General features: G+C 66.3%; 21 protein-coding genes. 16 read left to right on the top strand and 5 right to left on the bottom strand.

Features of this window, described 5'->3' with window-relative positions; genetic code table 11:
* Positions 1 to 304 precede the first annotated feature (304 nt).
* Positions 305 to 1,063 carry a carbonic anhydrase gene (locus tag AC07YZ_RS02270; protein ID WP_494793549.1) on the top strand — a complete coding sequence of 253 codons (759 nt, stop codon included), beginning with the start codon at positions 305 to 307 and terminating at the stop codon, positions 1,061 to 1,063.
* A 78-nt stretch (positions 1,064 to 1,141) separates the two neighbouring features.
* Here AC07YZ_RS02270 and cysK read toward each other — a convergent pair whose 3' ends face one another.
* Complete coding sequence (gene cysK, locus AC07YZ_RS02265) at positions 1,142 to 2,062, bottom strand: cysteine synthase A (RefSeq protein WP_226492931.1); 921 nt, start codon at positions 2,060 to 2,062, stop codon at positions 1,142 to 1,144.
* A gap of 65 nt (positions 2,063 to 2,127) precedes the next feature.
* Positions 2,128 to 3,273, bottom strand: coding sequence for a 4-hydroxybutyrate dehydrogenase (gbd, locus tag AC07YZ_RS02260; protein ID WP_494793548.1), 1,146 nt, complete (start codon positions 3,271 to 3,273; stop codon positions 2,128 to 2,130).
* Positions 3,274 to 3,416: 143 nt separating this feature from the next.
* Between gbd and AC07YZ_RS02255 the strand changes: the two genes are divergently transcribed.
* Together AC07YZ_RS02255 and AC07YZ_RS02250 are read left to right on the top strand one after the other, a co-directional pair.
* Positions 3,417 to 4,403, top strand: coding sequence for an alpha/beta hydrolase (locus AC07YZ_RS02255; RefSeq protein ID WP_494793547.1), 987 nt, complete (start codon positions 3,417 to 3,419; stop codon positions 4,401 to 4,403).
* Between the two features lie 132 nt (positions 4,404 to 4,535).
* Entirely contained in the window at positions 4,536 to 5,405 is an 870-nt protein-coding gene (locus AC07YZ_RS02250) for a YbgC/FadM family acyl-CoA thioesterase (protein WP_494793546.1), read from the top strand.
* A gap of 81 nt (positions 5,406 to 5,486) precedes the next feature.
* Here AC07YZ_RS02250 and AC07YZ_RS02245 read toward each other — a convergent pair whose 3' ends face one another.
* Together AC07YZ_RS02245 and ygfZ are read right to left on the bottom strand one after the other, a co-directional pair.
* Entirely contained in the window at positions 5,487 to 6,368 is an 882-nt protein-coding gene (locus AC07YZ_RS02245; RefSeq protein WP_494793545.1) for an NRDE family protein, read from the bottom strand.
* Positions 6,369 to 6,404: 36 nt separating this feature from the next.
* On the bottom strand, positions 6,405 to 7,346 hold the full coding sequence (gene ygfZ, locus AC07YZ_RS02240; RefSeq protein ID WP_494793544.1) for a CAF17-like 4Fe-4S cluster assembly/insertion protein YgfZ: 942 nt from the start codon (positions 7,344 to 7,346) through the stop codon (positions 6,405 to 6,407).
* A 121-nt stretch (positions 7,347 to 7,467) separates the two neighbouring features.
* On the opposite strand from ygfZ, the gene mltG reads away from it, so the two are divergent.
* From mltG to AC07YZ_RS02200, 8 genes are all read left to right on the top strand, one after another.
* A complete protein-coding gene (gene mltG, locus AC07YZ_RS02235; RefSeq protein WP_226492936.1) occupies positions 7,468 to 8,472 on the top strand; it encodes an endolytic transglycosylase MltG in 1,005 nt (334 codons plus the stop codon).
* A 5-nt stretch (positions 8,473 to 8,477) separates the two neighbouring features.
* The gene (gene tmk / locus AC07YZ_RS02230; RefSeq protein ID WP_494793543.1) at positions 8,478 to 9,173 is read left to right on the top strand and encodes a dTMP kinase; all 696 of its coding nucleotides are present in this window, start codon (positions 8,478 to 8,480) and stop codon (positions 9,171 to 9,173) included.
* Between the two features lie 10 nt (positions 9,174 to 9,183).
* Positions 9,184 to 10,230 (top strand): DNA polymerase III delta subunit-related protein, encoded by a 1,047-nt coding sequence (locus AC07YZ_RS02225; protein ID WP_226492938.1) that lies wholly within the window; start codon positions 9,184 to 9,186, stop codon positions 10,228 to 10,230.
* Between the two features lie 71 nt (positions 10,231 to 10,301).
* On the top strand, positions 10,302 to 10,673 hold the full coding sequence (locus tag AC07YZ_RS02220; RefSeq protein ID WP_226492939.1) for a PilZ domain-containing protein: 372 nt from the start codon (positions 10,302 to 10,304) through the stop codon (positions 10,671 to 10,673).
* A gap of 88 nt (positions 10,674 to 10,761) precedes the next feature.
* Positions 10,762 to 11,577 (top strand): TatD family hydrolase, encoded by an 816-nt coding sequence (locus AC07YZ_RS02215; RefSeq protein WP_226492940.1) that lies wholly within the window; start codon positions 10,762 to 10,764, stop codon positions 11,575 to 11,577.
* A gap of 3 nt (positions 11,578 to 11,580) precedes the next feature.
* On the top strand, positions 11,581 to 12,264 hold the full coding sequence (locus tag AC07YZ_RS02210) for an ankyrin repeat domain-containing protein (RefSeq protein ID WP_264181850.1): 684 nt from the start codon (positions 11,581 to 11,583) through the stop codon (positions 12,262 to 12,264).
* 121 nt (positions 12,265 to 12,385) lie between these two features.
* Complete coding sequence (locus AC07YZ_RS02205; RefSeq protein WP_226492942.1) at positions 12,386 to 12,874, top strand: tripartite tricarboxylate transporter TctB family protein; 489 nt, start codon at positions 12,386 to 12,388, stop codon at positions 12,872 to 12,874.
* 15 nt (positions 12,875 to 12,889) lie between these two features.
* On the top strand, positions 12,890 to 14,401 hold the full coding sequence (locus tag AC07YZ_RS02200; protein ID WP_226492943.1) for a tripartite tricarboxylate transporter permease: 1,512 nt from the start codon (positions 12,890 to 12,892) through the stop codon (positions 14,399 to 14,401).
* Positions 14,402 to 14,841: 440 nt separating this feature from the next.
* On the opposite strand, the gene AC07YZ_RS02195 is transcribed toward AC07YZ_RS02200, so the two are convergent.
* Complete coding sequence (locus AC07YZ_RS02195) at positions 14,842 to 16,428, bottom strand: winged helix-turn-helix domain-containing tetratricopeptide repeat protein (protein WP_494793542.1); 1,587 nt, start codon at positions 16,426 to 16,428, stop codon at positions 14,842 to 14,844.
* Positions 16,429 to 16,553: 125 nt separating this feature from the next.
* Here AC07YZ_RS02195 and AC07YZ_RS02190 point away from each other — a divergent pair, with 125 nt between their 5' ends.
* The 5 genes from AC07YZ_RS02190 (at position 16,554) to AC07YZ_RS02170 (ending at position 19,842) form a co-directional block, all read left to right on the top strand.
* On the top strand, positions 16,554 to 16,862 hold the full coding sequence (locus AC07YZ_RS02190; RefSeq protein ID WP_226492945.1) for a hypothetical protein: 309 nt from the start codon (positions 16,554 to 16,556) through the stop codon (positions 16,860 to 16,862).
* Positions 16,859 to 17,335, top strand: a complete 477-nt coding sequence (locus AC07YZ_RS02185) for a cupin domain-containing protein (RefSeq protein ID WP_226492946.1) — start codon at positions 16,859 to 16,861, stop codon at positions 17,333 to 17,335. The genes AC07YZ_RS02190 and AC07YZ_RS02185 overlap by 4 nt, the downstream gene beginning before the upstream one ends.
* A gap of 207 nt (positions 17,336 to 17,542) precedes the next feature.
* Positions 17,543 to 18,397, top strand: coding sequence for a transporter substrate-binding domain-containing protein (locus AC07YZ_RS02180; protein ID WP_226492947.1), 855 nt, complete (start codon positions 17,543 to 17,545; stop codon positions 18,395 to 18,397).
* Positions 18,398 to 18,424: 27 nt separating this feature from the next.
* Positions 18,425 to 19,126, top strand: a complete 702-nt coding sequence (locus AC07YZ_RS02175) for an ABC transporter permease (RefSeq protein WP_226492948.1) — start codon at positions 18,425 to 18,427, stop codon at positions 19,124 to 19,126.
* Positions 19,126 to 19,842 carry an ABC transporter permease gene (locus AC07YZ_RS02170; RefSeq protein ID WP_226492949.1) on the top strand — a complete coding sequence of 239 codons (717 nt, stop codon included), beginning with the start codon at positions 19,126 to 19,128 and terminating at the stop codon, positions 19,840 to 19,842. Before AC07YZ_RS02175 ends, AC07YZ_RS02170 begins: the two co-directional genes overlap by 1 nt.
* Positions 19,843 to 19,896: the final 54 nt, after the last annotated feature.

Raw genomic sequence — 19,896 nt, 5'->3', positions numbered from 1 at the left:
TTATTGAAGAAGCCGTTGCACTCGCCTGATTTCATTGAGAAATCTGACATGCTCAGTGCTTAGGCCAGGCCGTTCCTCGGCTTGCCTGACACGGCATCAGGGCCTTGCGCGATGCATGCCGCCGTGTTGCGGCGTGTTTGTTCAGAATCCGGCGACCCCGCAGCTTGCGGGGTCAGTGTTGTGTGCCGGTTTGTGTTCCTGCCGCGCTGCCAGTGGCCTTCCGTGATGCATGGGGTGGGCCACGGCGCGTGCGGTGGATGTGCAGACAGGCTGCGGCATTTCCTCACCTGTCTTCAATAACACCATGAATTACCAGAAATTGATTCGGCACACCACCGTGGCCGCTCTCGCACTGTGCGCCGCCACCTGGGCTGGCGCGGAAGGGGCCCGCCCGCATTGGGAATACAAGGGTGAACACGGCGCCGCCCACTGGGGCGCGCTGGAACCCGGCTTCGAAGCCTGCGCACGCGGCATGGCGCAAAGCCCCATCGACATTCGCAACACCGTGAAAGAAGCGCTGCCCGCATTGGACTTCCAATACACGGCTGGCGCCCCCACGCTGGTCAACAACGGGCACACCGTGCAGGTGAACATGCCTTCGGGCAGCAAGCTGGTGGTGGATGGCAAGGCGATGGAGCTGCTGCAGTTCCACTTCCACACCCCCAGCGAAGAAGCCATTGGCGGCAAGCGCGCGGCCATGGTGGCGCACTTCGTGCACAAGGGCGAGGACGGCAAGCTGGGCGTGGTGGCCGTGCTGATCCAGCCCGGCAAGACCAATGCGGCCTGGGCGCCGATCTTCGAGCACCTGCCACGCGTGGGCGAGCAACTGACGGTGGACGGCCTCACCCTGGATGCCAGCACCCTGTTGCCCGCCAAGAAGGGCTATTACAGCTTTGCCGGCTCGTTGACCACGCCGCCCTGTTCCGAGGGCGTGCAATGGATGGTGCTCAAGGAACCCGTGAAGCTGGGCGCCCAGCAGATCAAGGCGTTCCGCCAGCTGTACAACGCCAACGCGCGGCCCCTGCAGCCGCTCCATGGGCGCGTCGTCAAGGAAAGCGCCTGACGAAAGCCAGCGACCCCATGGCTTCCATGGGGGGAGGGATGTGCCCTCGGGCACTCCCTTTGACGCCTTGCGGCCTCCTCAGGCCGGCAGGAAACCGTCGACCGACAGGTAACGTTCGCCGGTGTCGTAGTTGAAACCCAGCACCACGGCGTTGGCTGGCAGTTCCGGCAGCTTCTGCGCGATGGCCGCCAGCGTGGCGCCCGACGAAATCCCCACCAGCATGCCTTCTTCGCGCGCGCAACGGCGCGCCATCTCTCGGGCGGGTTCGGCGTCCACCTGGATCACGCCGTCCAGCAGCGTGGTGTCGAGGTTGTTGGGAATGAAACCCGCGCCAATGCCCTGGATCGGGTGGGGCGCCGGGCTGCCGCCCGAGATCACGGGCGAGGCCACCGGCTCCACCGCGTACACCTTGAGCTGGGGCCATTTCGCTTTCAGCACCTGCGCGCAGCCGGTGATGTGGCCGCCGGTGCCCACGCCTGTGATCAGCACATCCACACCCTCGGGGAAATCGGCGGCGATTTCGGCGGCCGTGGTCTTGGCGTGGATCGCGACGTTGGCCGGGTTGTTGAACTGCTGTGGCATCCAGGCGCCAGGGGTGCTGGCCACGATCTCTTCGGCCCGGGCGATGGCGCCTTTCATGCCCTTTTCACGCGGCGTGAGATCGAACGAGGCGCCGTAGGCCAGCATCAGGCGACGGCGCTCGACGGACATGCTGTCGGGCATGACCAGCACCAGCTTGTAGCCCTTGACGGCGGCCACCATGGCCAGGCCGATGCCGGTGTTGCCCGAGGTGGGCTCGACGATGGTGCCTCCGGGCTGCAGGGCTCCGGACTGTTCGGCGTCTTCCACCATGGACAACGCGATGCGGTCCTTGATGGAGCCACCCGGGTTGCTGCGCTCGGACTTGATCCACACCTGCTGCGAGGCCCCGGCAAACAGGCGGTTGATGCGGACGTGTGGCGTGTTGCCAATGGTCTTGAGGATGTTCACGGCTTTCATGCGGTCTCCGGTTCGTTGATGCTGGGCGCCAAGTATCCCCCGATCGGGGGTGCCGTGCAGGCCGCTCACATGGCCGCTTCGAGCATGGCGCGGTAATCCTGTGCGCTGGCGATGCGTGGATTGGTCTTGTGGCAGTGGTCGGCCAGGGCTCCTTCGATGACCTTGTCAAACAGGTCGGGCGTGACGCCCATGGCGGCCAGGCCATTGGGCAGGCCCAGGCGGGCGTTCATGTCCTCGATGGCCTCGGGCACGTCGCTGCCGCTGTGCAGGCCCATGGCATGGGCCATGCGGTCCAGGCGCCGGTCCTTTTTCATCGACTCGGCCTCGGCGTTGAAGCGAATCACGGCGGGCAGGAACATCGCATTGAGCGTGCCGTGGTGCAAGCGTGGGTTGACGCCGCCCAGGCTGTGGCTGAGCGAATGCACGCAGCCCAGCCCTTTCTGGAACGCCATCGCGCCCTGCATGCTGGCGCTCATCATGTTGAGCCGCGCCTCGCGGTCCTGGCCATCCCGGGTGGCGCGCTCGATGTGCGCCCAGCCACGCATCAGGCCGTCCAGCCCGATGCCGTCGGCCGGCGGGTTGAAGGCCGGCGCCATGAAGGTTTCCATGCAGTGGGCGATCGCGTCCATGCCCGTGGCCGCGGTCAACATGGGCGGCAGGCCCAGCGTGAGTTCGGGGTCGAGCAGGGCGGTCTTGGGCACCAGGTGCCAGCTGTGGAAACCGAGCTTGCGGCCATCGTCCACGATCACGATCGCACCGCGCGCCACCTCGCTGCCGGTGCCGGCCGTGGTGGGCACGGCGATCAGCGGCGGCACGCGGTCGGTGATCTTCGGCGAGCCGCCTTCGATGGTGGCGTAGGTCTTCAGCGGGCCTTCGTGCACCGCGGCGATGGCCACGCCCTTGGCGCAGTCGATGGCGCTGCCGCCGCCCAGCGCCACGAGTCCGTCGCAGCCTTGCGCCCGGTACACCGCCACGGCCGCGCGCACGGCGGCCTCGGTCGGGTTCGACGGCGTCTGGTCGAACACAGCAGGCTGCAGGTCGGGCAGGTCGGGCAGGGCGGCCAGGGCCTTGTCCAGCAGGCCCGCGGCCTTCACGCCCGCATCGGTCACGATCAGCGGGCGTGTGATGCCCACCCGCTCGCACTCGGCCTGCAGTTGCGCCAGGGCGCCGAAGTCGATCAGGATGTTGGTCACATAGAGGATCTGGGCCATGCTTGTCTCGCTGTGTTGTGGTCTGAATTAGGATTCAAAACTATACGACCGCAGCGCTCCCGGGCCAATGCCGCACTCGATGCGACGGTCCCGCACAGGACATGGGCCACCTCGGCGGCCAGACCTCACAAAAAACGCACCGCATGCCGCACCACGCCAACCCCCGAGCCTTGCTCACGCCCGCCATGCGCGGACTGCTCGACCGCATCGCCCGCGCCGGGCATCCGCCCATGCACGCCCTGTCCCCCGAGCAGGCCCGACAGGCCTACGAAGCCGGTGCGGGTGTGCTTGAGGTTTCCCCACACAAGCTCGCGCGCGTGGAAGACCTGCGCATCCCCACGCGCGATGGCCACGCCCTGCCGGCACGCCTGTTCGCGCCCGCGACCGGGCAGCCGCTGCCGGTGCTGCTTTTCTTTCATGGCGGCGGCTTCACCATCGGCAGTGTGGCCACGCACGAGCCGCTGTGCCGGCACCTGGCGCACCTGGCCCACTGCGCGGTGCTCTCGGTGGACTACCGGCTCGCGCCCGAGTGGCCTTTTCCCACCGCGGTGCACGACGCCTGGGACAGCCTGGCCTGGCTGCGCGAGCAGGCGCCGGCGCTGGGCCTGGAGGGCGCCCGGATCGCTGTGGGCGGCGACAGCGCGGGCGGCACGCTGTCGGCCGTGACGGCCATCGCCGCGCGCGACGCCGGCTGGCCACTGGCGCTGCAGCTGCTGTTCTACCCCGGCACCGCCGGCCACCAAAACACGCCCTCGCACCACAGCTTCGCCAAGGGCTTCCTGCTCGAAGAAGCACACATCGGCTTTTTCTTTGGCCACTACCTGCGCAGCCCGGCCGAACGCGACGACTGGCGTTTCGCGCCACTCGATGGCGTGGACGAACGCGGCCAGTTGCGCGACCTGGAGGGCGTGGCACCGGTCTGGATGGGGCTGGCCGAATGCGACCCGCTGGTGGATGAGGGCGTGTTGTACGCCGACCGGCTGCGCATGGCCGGCGTGGCGGTGGATCTGGAGATCTACGCCGGCGTGGTGCACGGCTTCATCCAGTTCGGCCGCGCCATCCCGCAGGCGCTCAAAGCCCACAACGATGCGGCGCGTGCGCTGCGCCAGGCCTGGGGATCGGGCGCTTGAATCCGAGGTAATGGATGGGCGGTGCTGGGCGCCCATCCGCCGGACAAACCGGCGACCGCCACGGATGCCCGGCCGCACTATGCTTGACGGCCCTGGCTTTTTGAGCCCACCGCCACCGACCCGGAGCCCCCCATGAGCCTCAAACGATCCGACTTCCGCTTTGTCCACCGCCTGCGCGTGCGCTGGGCCGAGGTGGACATGCAGAAGATTGTCTTCAACGCGCACTACCTGATGTACTTCGACACCGCGATCTCCGACTACTGGCGGGCGCTGGCGCTGCCCTACGAGGCGGCCATGCAGCGGCTCGAAGGCGATTTGTATGTGGTCAAGGCCACGCTGGAGTTTCACGCCTCGGCGCGGGTGGACGACCAGATCGAGGTGGCCATGAAATGCGGCCGCATCGGCACCTCATCGATCCAGTTCACCGGCGCCATCTTCCGGGGCGACGAACACCTGATCTCGGGCGACATCGTCTACGTGTTCGCCGATCCGAGCAGCCAGACCTCGCGCCCGGTGCCGCAGGCCCTGCGCGACATTCTCATGGGCTACGAGGCCGGCGAGACCATGAGCACGGTGAGGCTGGGCGCCTGGAGCGAACTCGGCGCCGACGCGCAGCGCATCCGCACCGAGGTGTTCGTGCAGGAGCAGCGCATCCCCAAAGACCTGGAGCACGACGAGGCGGACCTGACGGCGCTGCACGCGGTGGCCCACAACCGGCTGGGCCAGCCGGTGGCCACCGGGCGGCTGATCCCGACCGGCGCACCGGGCGTGTCGCAGGTGGACCGGCTGGCGGTCAACCGGGTGCTGCGCGGCGGCCATCTGGGCCAGCAGGTGTTGCAGGCCTTGACGGACGCGGCCCGCGCGCGCGGTGATCGCGAGGTGATGCTGCACGCGCAGCGCAGCGCCGAGGGGTTTTACGAGCGCCTGGGTTACCAGCGCCGGGGGGAGCCGTTCGACGAAGCGGGCATCGCCCACCAGGAGATGTTCGTTCCGCTGCGGTAGGACGTCCCCCACAACGCGGCTCGGCTGGACCGTTTCGTGCATTGAGGGTCCCGTGGCGCCGCGGATGCGGTCTGCCCGCTTTCACCAGACCAGGGTTTCGCTGCGCCGGGCCTGCTCGGCCCAGGCGTGCGGGCCGTCCGGCGCGGGGCCGGGTGTGTGTGTCCATTCGCTGATCTGCACCTGCCAGCGAGGGGCATCTGCCTCGGCCTGAGGGGGCTTCTTCGCGGGTTGCACGCGCAGCACCACGCTGCTGCGTGTGCCGTAGCCGCGCTCGGGCATGCGCACAAAGGGGCTGGACAGTGCCGATTCCACCTCGGGCGGCACACCGGTCAGCGGCAGTTCGTGCGCGGCTGCCGCCTGCCGATCGGCGAGCGCTTCGGTCAGGGGCGGCAACCAGCCGCAGGCTTCGTCCGTCGCCGCCATCCGCCGCAGCGATGCGCCCAGCGCGTCCTTCAAACGTTCGGTCTTGGGCCAGGGTGTGTCCAGCGCGGCGTTGGACAGGCCATACACGCCGCCGGGCAAGCGCTGGTGGTGCAGGGCCACGGCGCCGTCGTCGTGGGGGTGCTCGGGGTGGCGGTTGCTGAGCCAGGCCCAGACACCGCTGCGGAAGTCGCCCACCACCAGGTTGAAGCCACCGTAGGCAGCCGGGTCGATGTGCGCCAGCAGGGCCGCCTCGTCGCTGTCACCGCGCAGCCAGCGGGTGGCCAGCTCGCCCCGGCTGCGCTGGCCGGGGCCGGGTTGGGCGCTGCGCACATTGGTGAGCATGGCCACGCGACCGGTGTCGCTCGCGCCCAGCCAGGTGCCGCCGTCGCGCAGGTCGCGCCCGGCCACCACGGTGGGGCCGTCGGGCAGCGTCCAGCGGTGCAGCGGTGCGGTGGGGCGGTCGAAAAACTCGTCGCGATTCGCCGCGATCAGCAGCGGGCAAGCCGGATCGGCGTCGATGGCGAAAGCAATCAGGCACATGGCGGTTTCCGTGCCGTGCGTGGCCGGCTCAGGCGCTCAGATGTCGTCCAGCAGCGGGTAGGGCAGGGGCAATACGGCCAGTGCCGGGCCATCGGCGCTGCCCGCACGCAGCTGGCCCCCGGCCGCGGCGCTGGTCTGCATGGAGACGATGGCGTCCCAACCGGTCTCGGGGTGGGGCGCCGCGGCGGCCACGGTGCCGCAGGGCTGGCTGGCGTCGCTGTCGTGAAACACCTCCTGCCCCACCTGCAGCGGTCCGTCACCATGGACCAGATAGGCCCGGCGCTTGAGCGTGCCGCGAAACTGGCTGCGGGCCACGACCTCCTGGCCGGGGTAACACCCCTTCTTGAAGTTCACGCCGCCGACCGACTCGTAGTTGAGCATCTGCGGCACGAAGGCCTCGACGATGGGCTGGGTGAGGGTGGCCACGCCACTCTGCACCTCCAGCCAGGCCCAGAGGATCTCGGGCAAACGCTCGCCGACCGGGGCCGGTTGTTCGGCCGGTGCCACCCACAGGGCACGTGCCACGCCCGCGCCCGGGTACAGCCGCACCGTCTGGCCGTCATCGGGCCCGCCGGTCAGGCTCCAGGGCTTCTGCGCGCCTGCGGGCAACGCGGCACCCGCCAGGCCCCAGATCTGGAACGCATCGCTGGCGTCGACCAGCTTGACCTTGGCGCGCAACACAAACATGGACAGCCGTTTCAGCGTGGCGGCCAGCACGTCGCGACTGCAGACCAGCAGGATGTCGTCGTGCGCGCGCTTGAAGCCGACAAAACTGGCCAGCATGCGGCCCTTGGCCGAGCAGAAGCCGGCCAGCCGCGCCTCGGACAGGCCGAGCAGCGAAAAATCCTGTGTCAACTGCCCGTGCAGGAACTTCGCCGCGTCCTCGCCCTGGGCGCGGATCACCCCCAGTTGGGGCAGGGGGGTGGCGCCCTGCAGCCGGGCCGGGTCAAGCGTGGTGAAAGGGGTGACAAGGGTCATGGTGGGGCCGGGTGATCAAAGGGCTGGGAAACAGCGGTCGATTATGATCTTTGGCCCGGTTCGCCGCCGGGTTGACCCTGGTTTATCCCCCCTTCCTGCCCCTGTTCAACCCAAGCCCCTGATGCGCGCTTTCAAACTGTTGGTCGTTGCTGTCGTCGTCGCCACGCTGCTGCCCGCGCTGGGTGCCTGGTGGCTGCAGAATCCTCTGGACATGCCGCCCTCGGCAAGCGCCGAAACACCGCTGGAAGTGAACGTGCCCCCCGGGGCGTCGGCCCGCGCCGCCGCCCAGGCGGTGAGCCAGGCCGGGGTGCGCACCTCTTCGGTGCTGCTGTACGCCTGGTTCCGGTTTTCAGGCCAGTCGCGCGCGATCAAGGCGGGTACCTACGAATTCGCGCCGGGCACCACGCCGCGCAGCCTGCTGGACAAGCTGGTGCGCGGCGAGCAGGCGCTGCGCAGCCTGACGCTGGTCGAAGGCTGGAACATCCGCGACCTGCTGCAGGCGGTGCGCAGTTCGCCCGACCTGACGCAGGACCTGGACGGCCTGAGCCCGGAGGAGGTGATGGCGCGCATCGGTTACCCGGAGCGCCACCCCGAAGGGCGTTTTTTCCCCGACACCTACCGCATGGTCAAACACACCCCGGCATCGGTCGTGTTGCGCCAGGCCGCGCAGGCCATGGACGAGCGACTGGCCCAGGCCTGGGCCGAGCGCACGCCCAATACGCCGCTGCGCTCGGCCGACGAGGCCCTGATCCTGGCCAGCATCATCGAAAAAGAGACCGGCGTCGAGCGCGACCGCCCGATGGTGGGGGCCGTGTTCAACAACCGGCTGCGCATCGGCATGCGCCTGCAGACCGATCCGAGCGTGATCTACGGCCTGGGCGAACACTTTGACGGCAACCTGCGCCGTGTGGACCTGCAGGCCGACACCCCCTACAACAGCTACACCCGCGCCGGCCTGCCGCCCACGCCGATCGCCATGCCGGGCTGGAACTCGCTGCGGGCCGCCGTGCAGCCGGCCGCCACGCCGGTGCTGTATTTCGTCGCGCGCGGTGACGGCACCAGCCAGTTCAGCGCCACCCTCGACGAGCACAATGCTGCGGTGCGCCGCTTCCAGCTCAAGCGCTGAACACCATGGCCGAACCCAGCACGCCCCTTCCCGCCGGACTATTCATCACCTTCGAGGGCATCGACGGTGCGGGCAAGTCCACGCACATCGCGGGCCTGGCCGAGGCGTTTCGCCTGCAGGGGCGCAGCGTCACGCTCACGCGCGAACCCGGCGGCACACCGCTGGCCGAGAAGCTGCGCGCCCTGGTGCTGGGCGAGGCCATGGACCCGCTGACCGAATCGCTGCTGGTGTTCGCCGCGCGGCGCGACCACCTGCTGAACGTGATCGAGCCGGCGCTGGCGCGCGGGGACGCCGTGCTGTGCGACCGCTTCACCGATGCCACGTTTGCCTACCAGGGCGGTGGACGGGGGTTCGACCTGGCCACACTCTCGGTGCTGGAGCGCTGGGTACAGACCACGCCCGCCGTGCGGGCCCCCGCGATTCGCCAACCCGACCTGACGCTGTGGTTCGACCTGCCCGCCGAGATCGCGGCGGCGCGTCTGGCCGATGCCCGCGCGCCCGATCGGTTCGAGGCCCAGCCGGTCGCGTTTTTCCGGCGCGTGGCGGCCGGTTATGCCGCGCGTGCCGAGGCCGAACCGCAGCGCTTCGCCCGCATCAACGCCGACCAGCCCCGCGAGCGGGTCTGGCAAGACATCGTCGACACTTTTGCGCGGCGTGGCTGGTGGCCCGGCACGCCGGTGGCTCCGGGTGGTTCGCATTGAGCGCACGGCCATGACGGAACCGTCCCACGCCGCAACGGCCCCCGCGCCCTGGATCCAGCGCCAGCTCTCGCGGCTGCTCGGGCAGCGCGGACACGCGTGGCTGCTGCAGGGGCCCTCGGGCCTGGGGCAGTACGAACTGGGCCTGGCGCTGGCCCAGGCCTGGTTGTGCGAAGCGCCCACCGCCACGGGTGCCTGCGGGGTGTGCAACAGTTGCCACCTGGTCGGCAGCCACGCCCACCCGGACTTCGTGGTCCTCATGCCCGAAACCGTGATGCTGGCCCTGGGCTGGCCCTTGTCCGAGTCGGCGCAAAAAGAGATCGACGACAAGAAGCGCAAGCCGAGCAAGGAGATTCGCGTGGAAGCCATGCGCGACACCGTGGCCTTTGCCCAGCGCACCAGCGCGCGCGGACGCGGCACCGCGGTGCTGGTGTACCCGGCCGAGCGCATGAACCACGTCACCGCCAACGCCCTGCTCAAGACCCTGGAAGAGCCGCCGGGCGACACGCGCTTCGTGTTGGCCAGCGAAGCCACGCACCAGCTCTTGCCCACCATCCGCAGCCGCTGTCAGACCCACGCCATGACCTGGCCGGACCCGGACGAAGCGCTGGAGTGGCTGCTGGCGCAGGCCCGCGCGCAGGGTGCGCCAAAAGCCACCGCCGAAGAAGCCAGGGTGTGGCTGCTCGCGGCGGGCGGGCGACCCGATGACGCGCTCGCCTGGGCTCGCACCGGGCTGAGCGCCCAAGCCTGGGGCCTGCTGCCCAAGGCGCTGGCCCAAGGGGACTGGAGCACCCTGGCCGACTGGCCCGCGGCCCAGCAGCTCGAAGTGTTGCAAAAGCTCTGCCACGATCTGATGGCGTCGGCCTCGGGCGCCGCGCCGCGCTTTTTTGCCGCCGATCATCTGCCCGCGGCCCCGCGCTGGGGCATCCTGGCGCGCTGGTCGCGCGAACTGATGGACGCCGCGCGCACCGTGGAACACCCCTTCAATCCGGGTCTGATGCAAGAGGCCTGGGTCGCCAGCACCCGTCTGGCGCTTGGCAGCAAGGCAACCCGCGGCTGAGTACCGCCCGCTGTGCCCCATGGCCAGCAGGCCGCTCGCTGGCCACGGGTTTGCCGCTAAACTAGAGCGCCATGAGCACTTCCCCTCCTTTGTCAGCGAATGCCGCACGCCCGAGCGTGATCCAGCTCTCCATCAAGGAGAAGGCGGCGCTCTACGCGGCTTACATCCCACTGTTCTCCGATGGGGGCATCTTCATCCCCTCGGCGCGTGAATACCGCCTCGGCGACGACGTGTACGTGCTGCTCAGCCTGCCCGATGACGCGCAACGCTACCCGGTGGCTGGCAAGGTCGCCTGGGTCACGCCCGCCAAGGCCCAGGGTGGGCGCACGCAGGGTGTGGGCATTCGTTTCCCGGCCGACGAAAAATCGCGCCTGCTCAAGCACCGGATCGAGGACATCCTGGGTTCCCATCTGGGTTCGGAACGATCGACCCAGACCATTTGAGTCCGGCTGCGCCCGCCAGCCCCGCTGAACACCCGCCCGCCTGCCCGCATGGCCGGCGGGCGCTGTCTTTGATGGATCGCCCCGCTTCATGTTCACCGACTCCCACTGCCACCTGAGTTTTCCCGAGCTGCGCGAGCGGCTGCCCGCCATCCTCGAAGCCATGCAGCAGGCTCAGGTGGAGCGTGCGCTGTGCATCTGCACCACGCTGGAAGAGTTTGAGGACGTGCACGCGCTGGCGCGCGAGCACACCAACCTGTGGTCCACCGTGGGGGTGCACCCGGACAACGAGGGCGTTCTGGAGCCGACGCTGGACGATTTGTTGACGCGGGCCGCCCGCCCGCGCGTGGTGGGCATCGGTGAGACCGGGCTGGACTATTACCGGCTGGGCGAGCGCAGTGTGGCCGACATGGAATGGCAGCGCGATCGCTACCGCACGCACATCCGGGCCGGAAGGCAGACCGGATTGCCGCTGGTGATCCACACCCGCAGCGCGTCCGAGGACACGCTGGCCATCCTGCGCGAAGAGGGTGGTTTTTCCAGCCTGGCCCAGCCATCGTCCGGCCAGGCCGTTTCACGCGGCGTGTTTCACTGCTTCACCGAAACCGAGGCGGTGGCCCGTGCGGCGCTGGAGCTGGATTTCTACATTTCGTTTTCCGGCATCCTGACCTTTCGCAACGCCGCCGACCTGCGCGAGGTGGCCCGTTTCGTGCCGCTGGAGCGCATCCTCATCGAAACCGACAGCCCCTACCTGGCGCCGGTGCCCCACCGCGGCAAGACCAACAACCCTTCCTACGTGCCCTTCGTGGCGCAGCAGATCGCCGAGATCAAAGGGCTGGCGCTGCAGGACGTGGCCGAGGCCACCAGCCGCAATTTCGAATGCCTGTTTGATCGAGTGACGGGGTGAACCATGCTGAGAAATGACTTTAATAAATCGATAAAGTTGATTGTTATTTCATGGTTTATTGGTTTTTTAGGAACGCTTCACGCCGGATCATTTGAAGACTATTTCAAAGCTGTCGTGCGTGACGACGAATCGGCCGTGATCGCGCTGACTCTGCGAGGCTTTGACCTGAACACCCGCAATGCCGATGGAGACCACGCGCTGTTTCTGGCCCTGCGTGAGGGATCCTTGAAGGTGGCGGATTTCCTGCTCGACCAGACGGTGGTTCAGGTCGAGGCGCGCAACGCCCAGGGCGAAAGCCCATTGATGATGGCGGCGCTCAAAGGCCATCTGGCGCAGGCCCGCCGGCTCATCCAGCGCAAGGCCGAGGTCAACAAGCCGGGCTGGACGCCGCTGCATTACGCCGCCAGCAACGCGACGCCCGTGAGCACGGACATGGTGCGCCTGCTGCTGGAACACCACGCCTACATCGATGCCGAGTCGCCCAACCACAGCACGCCCCTGATGATGGCCGCGCACTACGGTTCGACGGACGTGGTGCAACTCCTGCTGGAAGAGGGCGCGGACCCGATGATCCGCAATGAACAGGGCATGACCGCGATCGACTTCGCCCGCCGGGCCCAGCGCGACGCCCATGCCAGCCTGATCGCCTCCTTCGTGCGCGCCAGACAGCCCCAAGGCCGCTGGTAACCGGTTCGCCCCTCCTCGCGGGCGTGGGTTGCACCAGCCCTCGGGTAGGTGTAACCCACATGGCCGGGGCCCCCTGCGGCCCTCAGAATGCGTGCATATCCAAAACTTGAGGAGACGCATCGTGGCCCTGGCCAGTCAGAAAGATTTTTTCTCGGGACTCATGTTCACCGCGGTGGGCGGCGCCTTTGCCTGGGGCGCCACCACCTATGAAGTGGGGGAGGGTGCACGCATGGGCCCCGGCTACTTCCCGCTCATGCTGGGCATCTTGCTGGTGATCCTGGGCATCATCGTCACCATCAATTCCTTCAAGGCCGGCCCGCCGGGCGGGGACCTCGTGGGTGCGTTTGCCTGGCGTCCGCTGGGGTACGTGCTGGGCGCCAACCTGGCCTTCGGCGCGTTGCTGGTGGGTCTGCCGGCCTTGGGCATTCCCGCCATGGGCTTCATCGTCTCCATCTACGCGCTGGTGCTCATCGCGAGCATGGCGCGCAAAGGCGCCAGCCTGAAAGAGGCGCTGATCCTGGCCACCTTTCTGGCCATCGGCAGCTACGGTGCGTTTGTTTATCTGTTGAACCTGCAGTTCCCGGTGTGGCCTGCGTTCCTCTCGAACTGATCAGGAGCACACACAATGGAACTGTTTGACCATTTGGCGCTGGGTTTCGGCGTCGCCTTCACCTTCCAGAACCTCATTTACGCCTTCGTCGGTTGCCTGCTGGGCACCCTGATCGGTGTGCTGCCGGGCATCGGTCCGCTGGCGACCATCGCCATGCTGCTGCCCGCCACCTACGGGCTGCCCCCGGTGGCCGCGCTGATCATGCTGGCCGGCATCTACTACGGCGCGCAGTACGGCGGCTCCACCACCGCGATCCTGGTCAATCTGCCCGGCGAGTCCTCGTCGGTGGTGACGGTGATCGACGGTTACCAGATGGCGCGCAAGGGCAGGGCAGGTCCGGCCCTGGCCGCGGCCGGTCTGGGGTCCTTCTTCGCCGGGTGCGTGGGCACCCTCATCCTGGCCGCCTTTGCGCCTCCGCTGACCGAAATTGCGCTGAAGTTCGGCCCGGCCGAGTACTTTTCCCTCATGGTCGTGGGTCTCATCGGCGCCGTGGTGCTGGCATCGGGCTCGCTGCTCAAGGCGTTGGCCATGATCGTGCTGGGGCTGCTGCTGGGCCTGGTGGGCACCGACGTGAACTCCGGCGTGGCGCGTTTCAGCTTCGACATCCCCGAGCTCACCGACGGCATCAGCTTCCTGGCCATCGCCATGGGCGTGTTCGGTTACGGCGAGATCATCAGCAACCTGTCGAAGCCCGACGAGCACCGCGAAGTCTTCACGGGCGATGTGCACGGCATCATGCCGACCGCCGCCGATTTCAAGCGCATGCTTCCGGCCGTGCTGCGGGGCACCGCGCTGGGGTCGGTGCTGGGCATCCTGCCCGGTGGCGGCGCCTTGTTGTCTTCGTTCACGGCCTACACGATCGAAAAGAAGACAAAACTGCACCCGGGTGAAGTGCCCTTCGGGCAAGGCAACATCCGGGGCGTGGCCGCACCGGAAGCGGCCAACAACGCGGGTGCCCAGACCTCGTTCATCCCGCTGCTGACGCTGGGCATTCCGCCCAACGCCGTGATGGCGCTCATGGTCGGTGCCATGACCATCCACAACATCCAGCCGGGCCCGCAGGTCATGACCAGCAACCCGGAACTGTTCTGGGGCCTGATCGCCTCGATGTGGATTGGCAACGCGATGCTGATCATCCTGAACCTGCCGCTGATCGGGATCTGGATCAAGCTGCTGACCGTGCCGTACAAATGGCTGTTCCCGGCCATCGTGCTGTTCTGCGCCGTGGGGGTCTATTCCACCAACAACAACGTGTTCGACATCTGGATGGTGGCGCTGTTCGGCCTGATCGGCTACATCTTCATCAAGCTCGGCTGTGAGCCCGCACCCTTGCTGCTCGGGTTGATCCTGGGGCCGATGATGGAAGAGTACCTGCGCCGGGCGTTGCTGATCTCACGCGGCGACTGGTCGGTGTTTGTCACGCGGCCGTTGTCCGCCAGCCTGCTGGCCATCGCGGCCCTGTTGCTGGTGGTCGTGCTCATGCCCTCCATCAAGAAAAAGCGCGAAGAGGCCTTTGTCGAAGACTGAGTGCTGTGTTTGAACAAAAAAGCCCGGCGCAGGAATTGGCCGGGCTTTTTTGTGGGCGCCTGCGGGCGCCTTTTTGTTGGGGCGGATGGATCAGAGGAACATGCGCAGATGTTCGCCCGCCCATTGCAGCACCCAGAAAAAGGCGCTCATGACGACGCCTATGGTCAGGAATGGATGGTCAACCATGGTGTGCTCCAAAGGTCAATGCTGAGAGGCGCCCGGTATCGCCGAAGTGGTGGAATGCTCGGACGCGGCGTCCAACGAAGCGCCGTTGTCCGAAAGAACATCGCGGCTCTTGCCACACGCCCTGAACAACCCATGTATCGGCCGCCGACGCGGGCGCGACAGCGGTTTTCTGTATCAAAGTGTTCCTCGGCATGGCTTGGTTTCATATTCCACGATGTATATTATGTTAATAAACAAGTGGTAAGCATCGATCTTCAGGCCGCCGTATCCGGAACACCGGCTCGGCGCAACCCGTCAACATAGATGTCCAGTTGATCGGCATCCAGCACATAGAACAGCCGTTCCCGGGTCCAGTCGCAATTGAAGTCGGGTTTGCGCTCCAGCAATTGTTCACGCGCGCTAGCTATCTCTTCGCCCGCACCGATGTGCCCCAGCGCGGCGAGCCGATGAGCAAACGGCCAATAGTGGCAATTCGGAGCCCGTACCGCCTGGCTGGCATAGGCATTGGCCCGCGCGAAGTCGCGGGCGAACAGCTTGGCCTGCGCTCGGTACGAAAGAAAGGCCCACCGCATGGGGTCGTGCGGACTGAGGTCGAGCGCATGCTGAAACAAGGGATCGGCGCGCTCGAAGTCACCCATGTAGACGTATGAATCCGCCAGGCCACACCAGGCGATGGCCAGTGCCGGATTGAGGGTGGTTGCCAAGGCCATTTCATCGATCGCGTCCCTGTAACGCTTCTTGACGGTGAGCACCCTGCCCAGCGCAAAACGCACGGATGCGTCCTGGTCATCGAGCTCGACGGCCCGAAGTGCGATGTTCAGGGCCTCATCCAGCTGCTGAGGCACTGGCGGTGCATCGAAGTAGATCATGCTGAGCACGACGGCGTAGGACAAGAATGCGTAGGCGAGCGAAAACTGCGGATCGAGCTCGACCGCGCGCCGCAGCCAGGCCTGCGCCTCCCGGTTGTCGCCCGGGGTGGCCCGGTACAGGTGCGACATGCCCAGATGGAAATGGTCCCAGGCCTCCAGTGAGCGCGGTGGGTGCCGCACGAGGTGCCGACGCGTGAAATGCCCAATCTCGGGTTCGATGCGCCCGGCGATCTTCTCGGCGATGTCATCCTGCACGGAAAAGATGTCTCCCATGTCGCGGTCGTAGTGCTCGGCCAGCACGGCGTAGCCGTGGCGGGTATCGACCAGCTGGAAGCTGATGCGCAGGCGGCCCTGCGCGCAATGGATGGTGCCATCCACCAGGTAGTCCACTTGCAACGCCGTCGCGGCCATCTTCGGACTCGCGCGCTTGAGGCCGAAACTCGCGTTGCGGGCCAGCACGAACAGTGTGCGGCAGCGGGTGAGCAGCCCGATGAGGTCTGCTGCAATACCGTCGGCAAGGTGATCCTGCACGGGATCGCCACTCAGGTTGTCGAAGGGAATGACGGCCACCGACGGGCGCGGGCCCGGCTTGGGCGTCGCTGGCGAATCGATCACGACACCGTCGAGAGGGAATATCTGGGAGATGGCCCCGCCCGGGCTCGTTCCTCCCCTCACCTGGCCAATGAAACGCACGCCCTTGCGCGCATAGGTCCGTATCAGCCGCTGGCTGCGCCCGTCGTCATGAAGTGCCCTTCTGAGCACCGACAGGCGGCTTTCGATGGTCGAGTCGCATACGGTTCGGCCCTTCCATATCTGCCGGACCAGCTCGTCCTTGTCGACGACCCGTTCACGTTCACGAACCAGGTATGCCAACAGATCGAAGACCTGAGGCTCAAGGGCCACCTCCGAGCCCCTGAAGGTGAGCTCCCGCCGCGCCATGTCCAGTACGAAGTCTTCGAACAGGATGTCCATGATTCCTCACGAACGGAGCCGGGATCCGCTGGAGCAAAAGACCAGCAAAAGACAAGAGTTTCTTAAGGACACCACGTCGCTCCTTTGGGCAACATGAACTCCCCTTATTCAACCTGGAGCCGATCATGATCGTCGCACGTTGGCAAGTCAACGCCCGTTTCGGGCTAAAGCAGGAGCTGATCGATGAGATCAGGAACTGGTGGAAAACCATAGGACGTGACATCGGACAGACCGACGTCACCATCTTGACCGGCAGTGTCGGTGCCGCCGAGTCGCTCATCACCGTGGACGTGCGCTGCCCGGACATGGCCGAACTGCAGTCCCAATGGGATCAGCTGGCGCATTTTCCCGAACACAAGGCATTTGCCCTGCGGGTGGAGCCGTTGGTCGTCTCCGGTTCAACCCGTTGGGAGATCCTCAAGGTCGTCACGTGAGTCGCCGCTTCGAGTGGCATTTATCAAGGAGCATGAAAATGACAGTACGTTGCATACCCCTGGCCGCCCTGCTGTTGCTGGGTGCCCACCTCCCCGGCCACACGCAGGACAGCCCGCTTCCCGCCGGCTTCACAACCCAGCCGTTGCTCAAGACCGGCATGACACGCGACAACGAACCCATTCGCTATCCGGCGGCGAACCCCGAAATGGTTTCGGTCATCGGGACCCTGGAAAAAGGCGGCCGCACGCCTTTGCACATGCACCCAGTGCCGGTGTATGTCTATGTGCTTGATGGCGAAATCGAGCTGCGTACCGAAGGCAGTCAACCCCAGCGCTACAAGGCCGGACAGGCTTTCATCGAATCCCAGAACCGCCAGCACCAGGCTTTCAACGTGGCCCCTGAAGGCCCGAGTCGGCTGTTGGTCGTCTTTGTCGGAGAGGCCGGCAAGCCCACCACCGTCGCCGGCAACTGACCCACGCAACACGACCTCGTCCGCAACGATGAGCCCTCGCATGGACGGTGTCATTGGCCCATGACTTGCTTGAAGCGGGTGTGATGCCGCCCATTCGGGGAAACACCAGCATGGTGCATCGGGCAATTGGACTGCCCAGACCTACAATGTGACCCTCCGGCAGGAGTCCAATCCGGCCACCCTCATTCAACCTTTGCAAGGAAATCCATGAAGCACCTGTTCCTGTCCCTGAGTGTGATCGCCGCCGCCACCCTGGCGGGTTGCGGCAAGACCGAAGCACCGGCCCCGGCCGCACCTGCAGCACCCGAACCCGCGGCCGCGGCACCTGCTCCCGCCAGCCAGTGGCCCGAGCTGCGCGTGGCCATCGACCCGACCTACAAGCCGTTCACCTACAAGACCGAAGCCGGCGAACCCGCCGGCTTTGACGTGGACATCGCCAAGGCCCTGTGTGACGAACTCAAGAGCAAGTGCGTTTTCGTCGAACAAGCCTGGGACGGCATGATCCCCGGCCTGCAGGCCAAGAAGTACGACGCCATCATTTCCTCGATGTCGATCACCGAGGAACGCAAGCAGGCCGTGGACTTCACGGGCAAGTACTACAACACGCCGTCGTGCGTGGTGGTGAAGTCGGCACTGAAACTGGGCGCCGAAGCGGCCAACTTCAAGGGCAAGAAGATCGGCGTGCTCAAGGCGTCCACGCAAGAGAAATACGCCATGGGTGAACTCCAGCCCGCGGGCGCCACCATCGTGCCCTACGACGCCCAGGACCAGGTCTATCTGGACATCAAGTCCGGCCGCCTGGACGGCACCGTGGCCGATGTGGTCGAGGTCGCTGGTGGCTTCCTGTCCACCCCGGACGGCAAGGACTACAGCTGCGCCGGTGGCCGCATCCCGGTCGAGTTCGAGAAATACTTTGGCGCTGGCGCCGGTGTGGCGATCCGCAAGGAAGACACGGCCCTGCGTGACGCGCTGGATGCGGGCATCAAGGCCATCCGTGACAACGGCAAGTGGAAGGAAATCGCCGAGAAGCACGTTCCTGGCGTGGACATCTGGGGCTCCTGAGCCTGAGCGCCCGGAGGCCACGATCCAATGACGACTTACCTTCTCAGCATCCTTCAAGGGCTGTTGGTCACCATTGGTGTGTCCCTGGGCGCGCTCATCGTGGCCGCCCTGTTGGGTCTGGCCGGTGCGGCAGCCAAGCTGTCGCACCTCAAATGGCTCAACTGGGTGGGTGACATCTATTCCACTGTGATCCGGGGTGTCCCGGATCTGGTGTGGATGCTCCTGCTGTATTTCGGGGGCCAGATTCTGGTCAACGACATCGCGGAAGCCCTGGGCTTTCGCAGCGGTCCGCAGATCAACCCGTTCGTGGCGGGCGTGCTGACCATCGGTTTTGTGTATGGCGCCTACATGACGGAAACTTTCCGGGGCGCAATCATGAGCGTGCCCAAAGGCCAGTCGGAAGCCGGTTGGGCTTTTGGCATGAGCCGGTTCTACACATTCCGGCGCATGGTGCTCCCGCAAATGGTGCGTTTCGCCCTGCCCAGCTTCACCAACAACTGGCTGGTGCTGCTCAAGGCCACGGCCCTGGTATCGGTGATCGGCCTGGCGGACATCACCAACCTGTCCAAACAGGCCGGCGCCGCGGCGCGTGGGCAGATCCCTGGCGCCGCCATCATCTTCATGGCCTTCGCCGGCCTGCTGTACCTGCTGATCACCAGCATCAGCCTGCTGCTGCTGCGCCACGCTGAAAAACGCTATTCGGTCGGCGTCAAGCGGGGGGATTTCTGATGGACAAGTTCGCCATCATTTTCCAGCCGCAGAACCTGCAGCTCTACTGGACCGGTTTCATCGCCACCATGGAGCTGCTGGCGGTCAGCCTGATCGCGGGCGCCTTGCTGACGCTGCCGCTCACGCTGATGCGCGTGTCGCGCAACCGCTGGGTCTCGTCCCCGGTCTGGCTGTTCACCTACGTGGTGCGTGGCACGCCGCTGCTGATCCAGGTCTATTTCATCTACTACGGCATCGCCCAGCTGGAGTGGGTGCAAGGCCTGTGGGACACCCACTGGCCGTTCACCTGGTTCAAAGACCCCTTCTTCTGCGCCGTGCTGGCGTTCACGCTCAACACCTGCGCCTATACCGTCGAGATGCTGGCGGGCGCCATCAAGGAAACACCGGCGGGCGAAATCGAGGCCGCTCAGGCGGCGGGTTTCGGCAAATGGAACATGATGTTCCGCCTGATCCTGCCCAGCGCCATGCGCCGCACCCTGCCCGGCTATTCCAACGAAGTGGTGATGATGCTGCACGCCACCTCGCTGGCCAGCGTGGTGCCCGCGCTGTACGACCTGACCAACGCGGCCTACGCCATCTACAAGACCTATTACCTGGCGTTCCAGCCGTTCATCTTCGTCGCGGTCCTGTATTTCGTGCTGACCTTCGCGCTGGTGTACGTGTTCCGGCTGCTGGAGCGCCGTTTTCTCGCTTATCTGCGCCCCATTGCCCACTGACACGACCACCCGTCCTGGGTTAGCCTTGCGCTGCATGACCGGCCCGATCGGGCA

Source organism: Hydrogenophaga sp. GW101-3F08, from assembly GCF_059424585.1.
The sequence above is the reverse complement of the archived record's forward strand: the minus strand, read 5'-3'. Positions and strand labels throughout refer to the sequence as shown.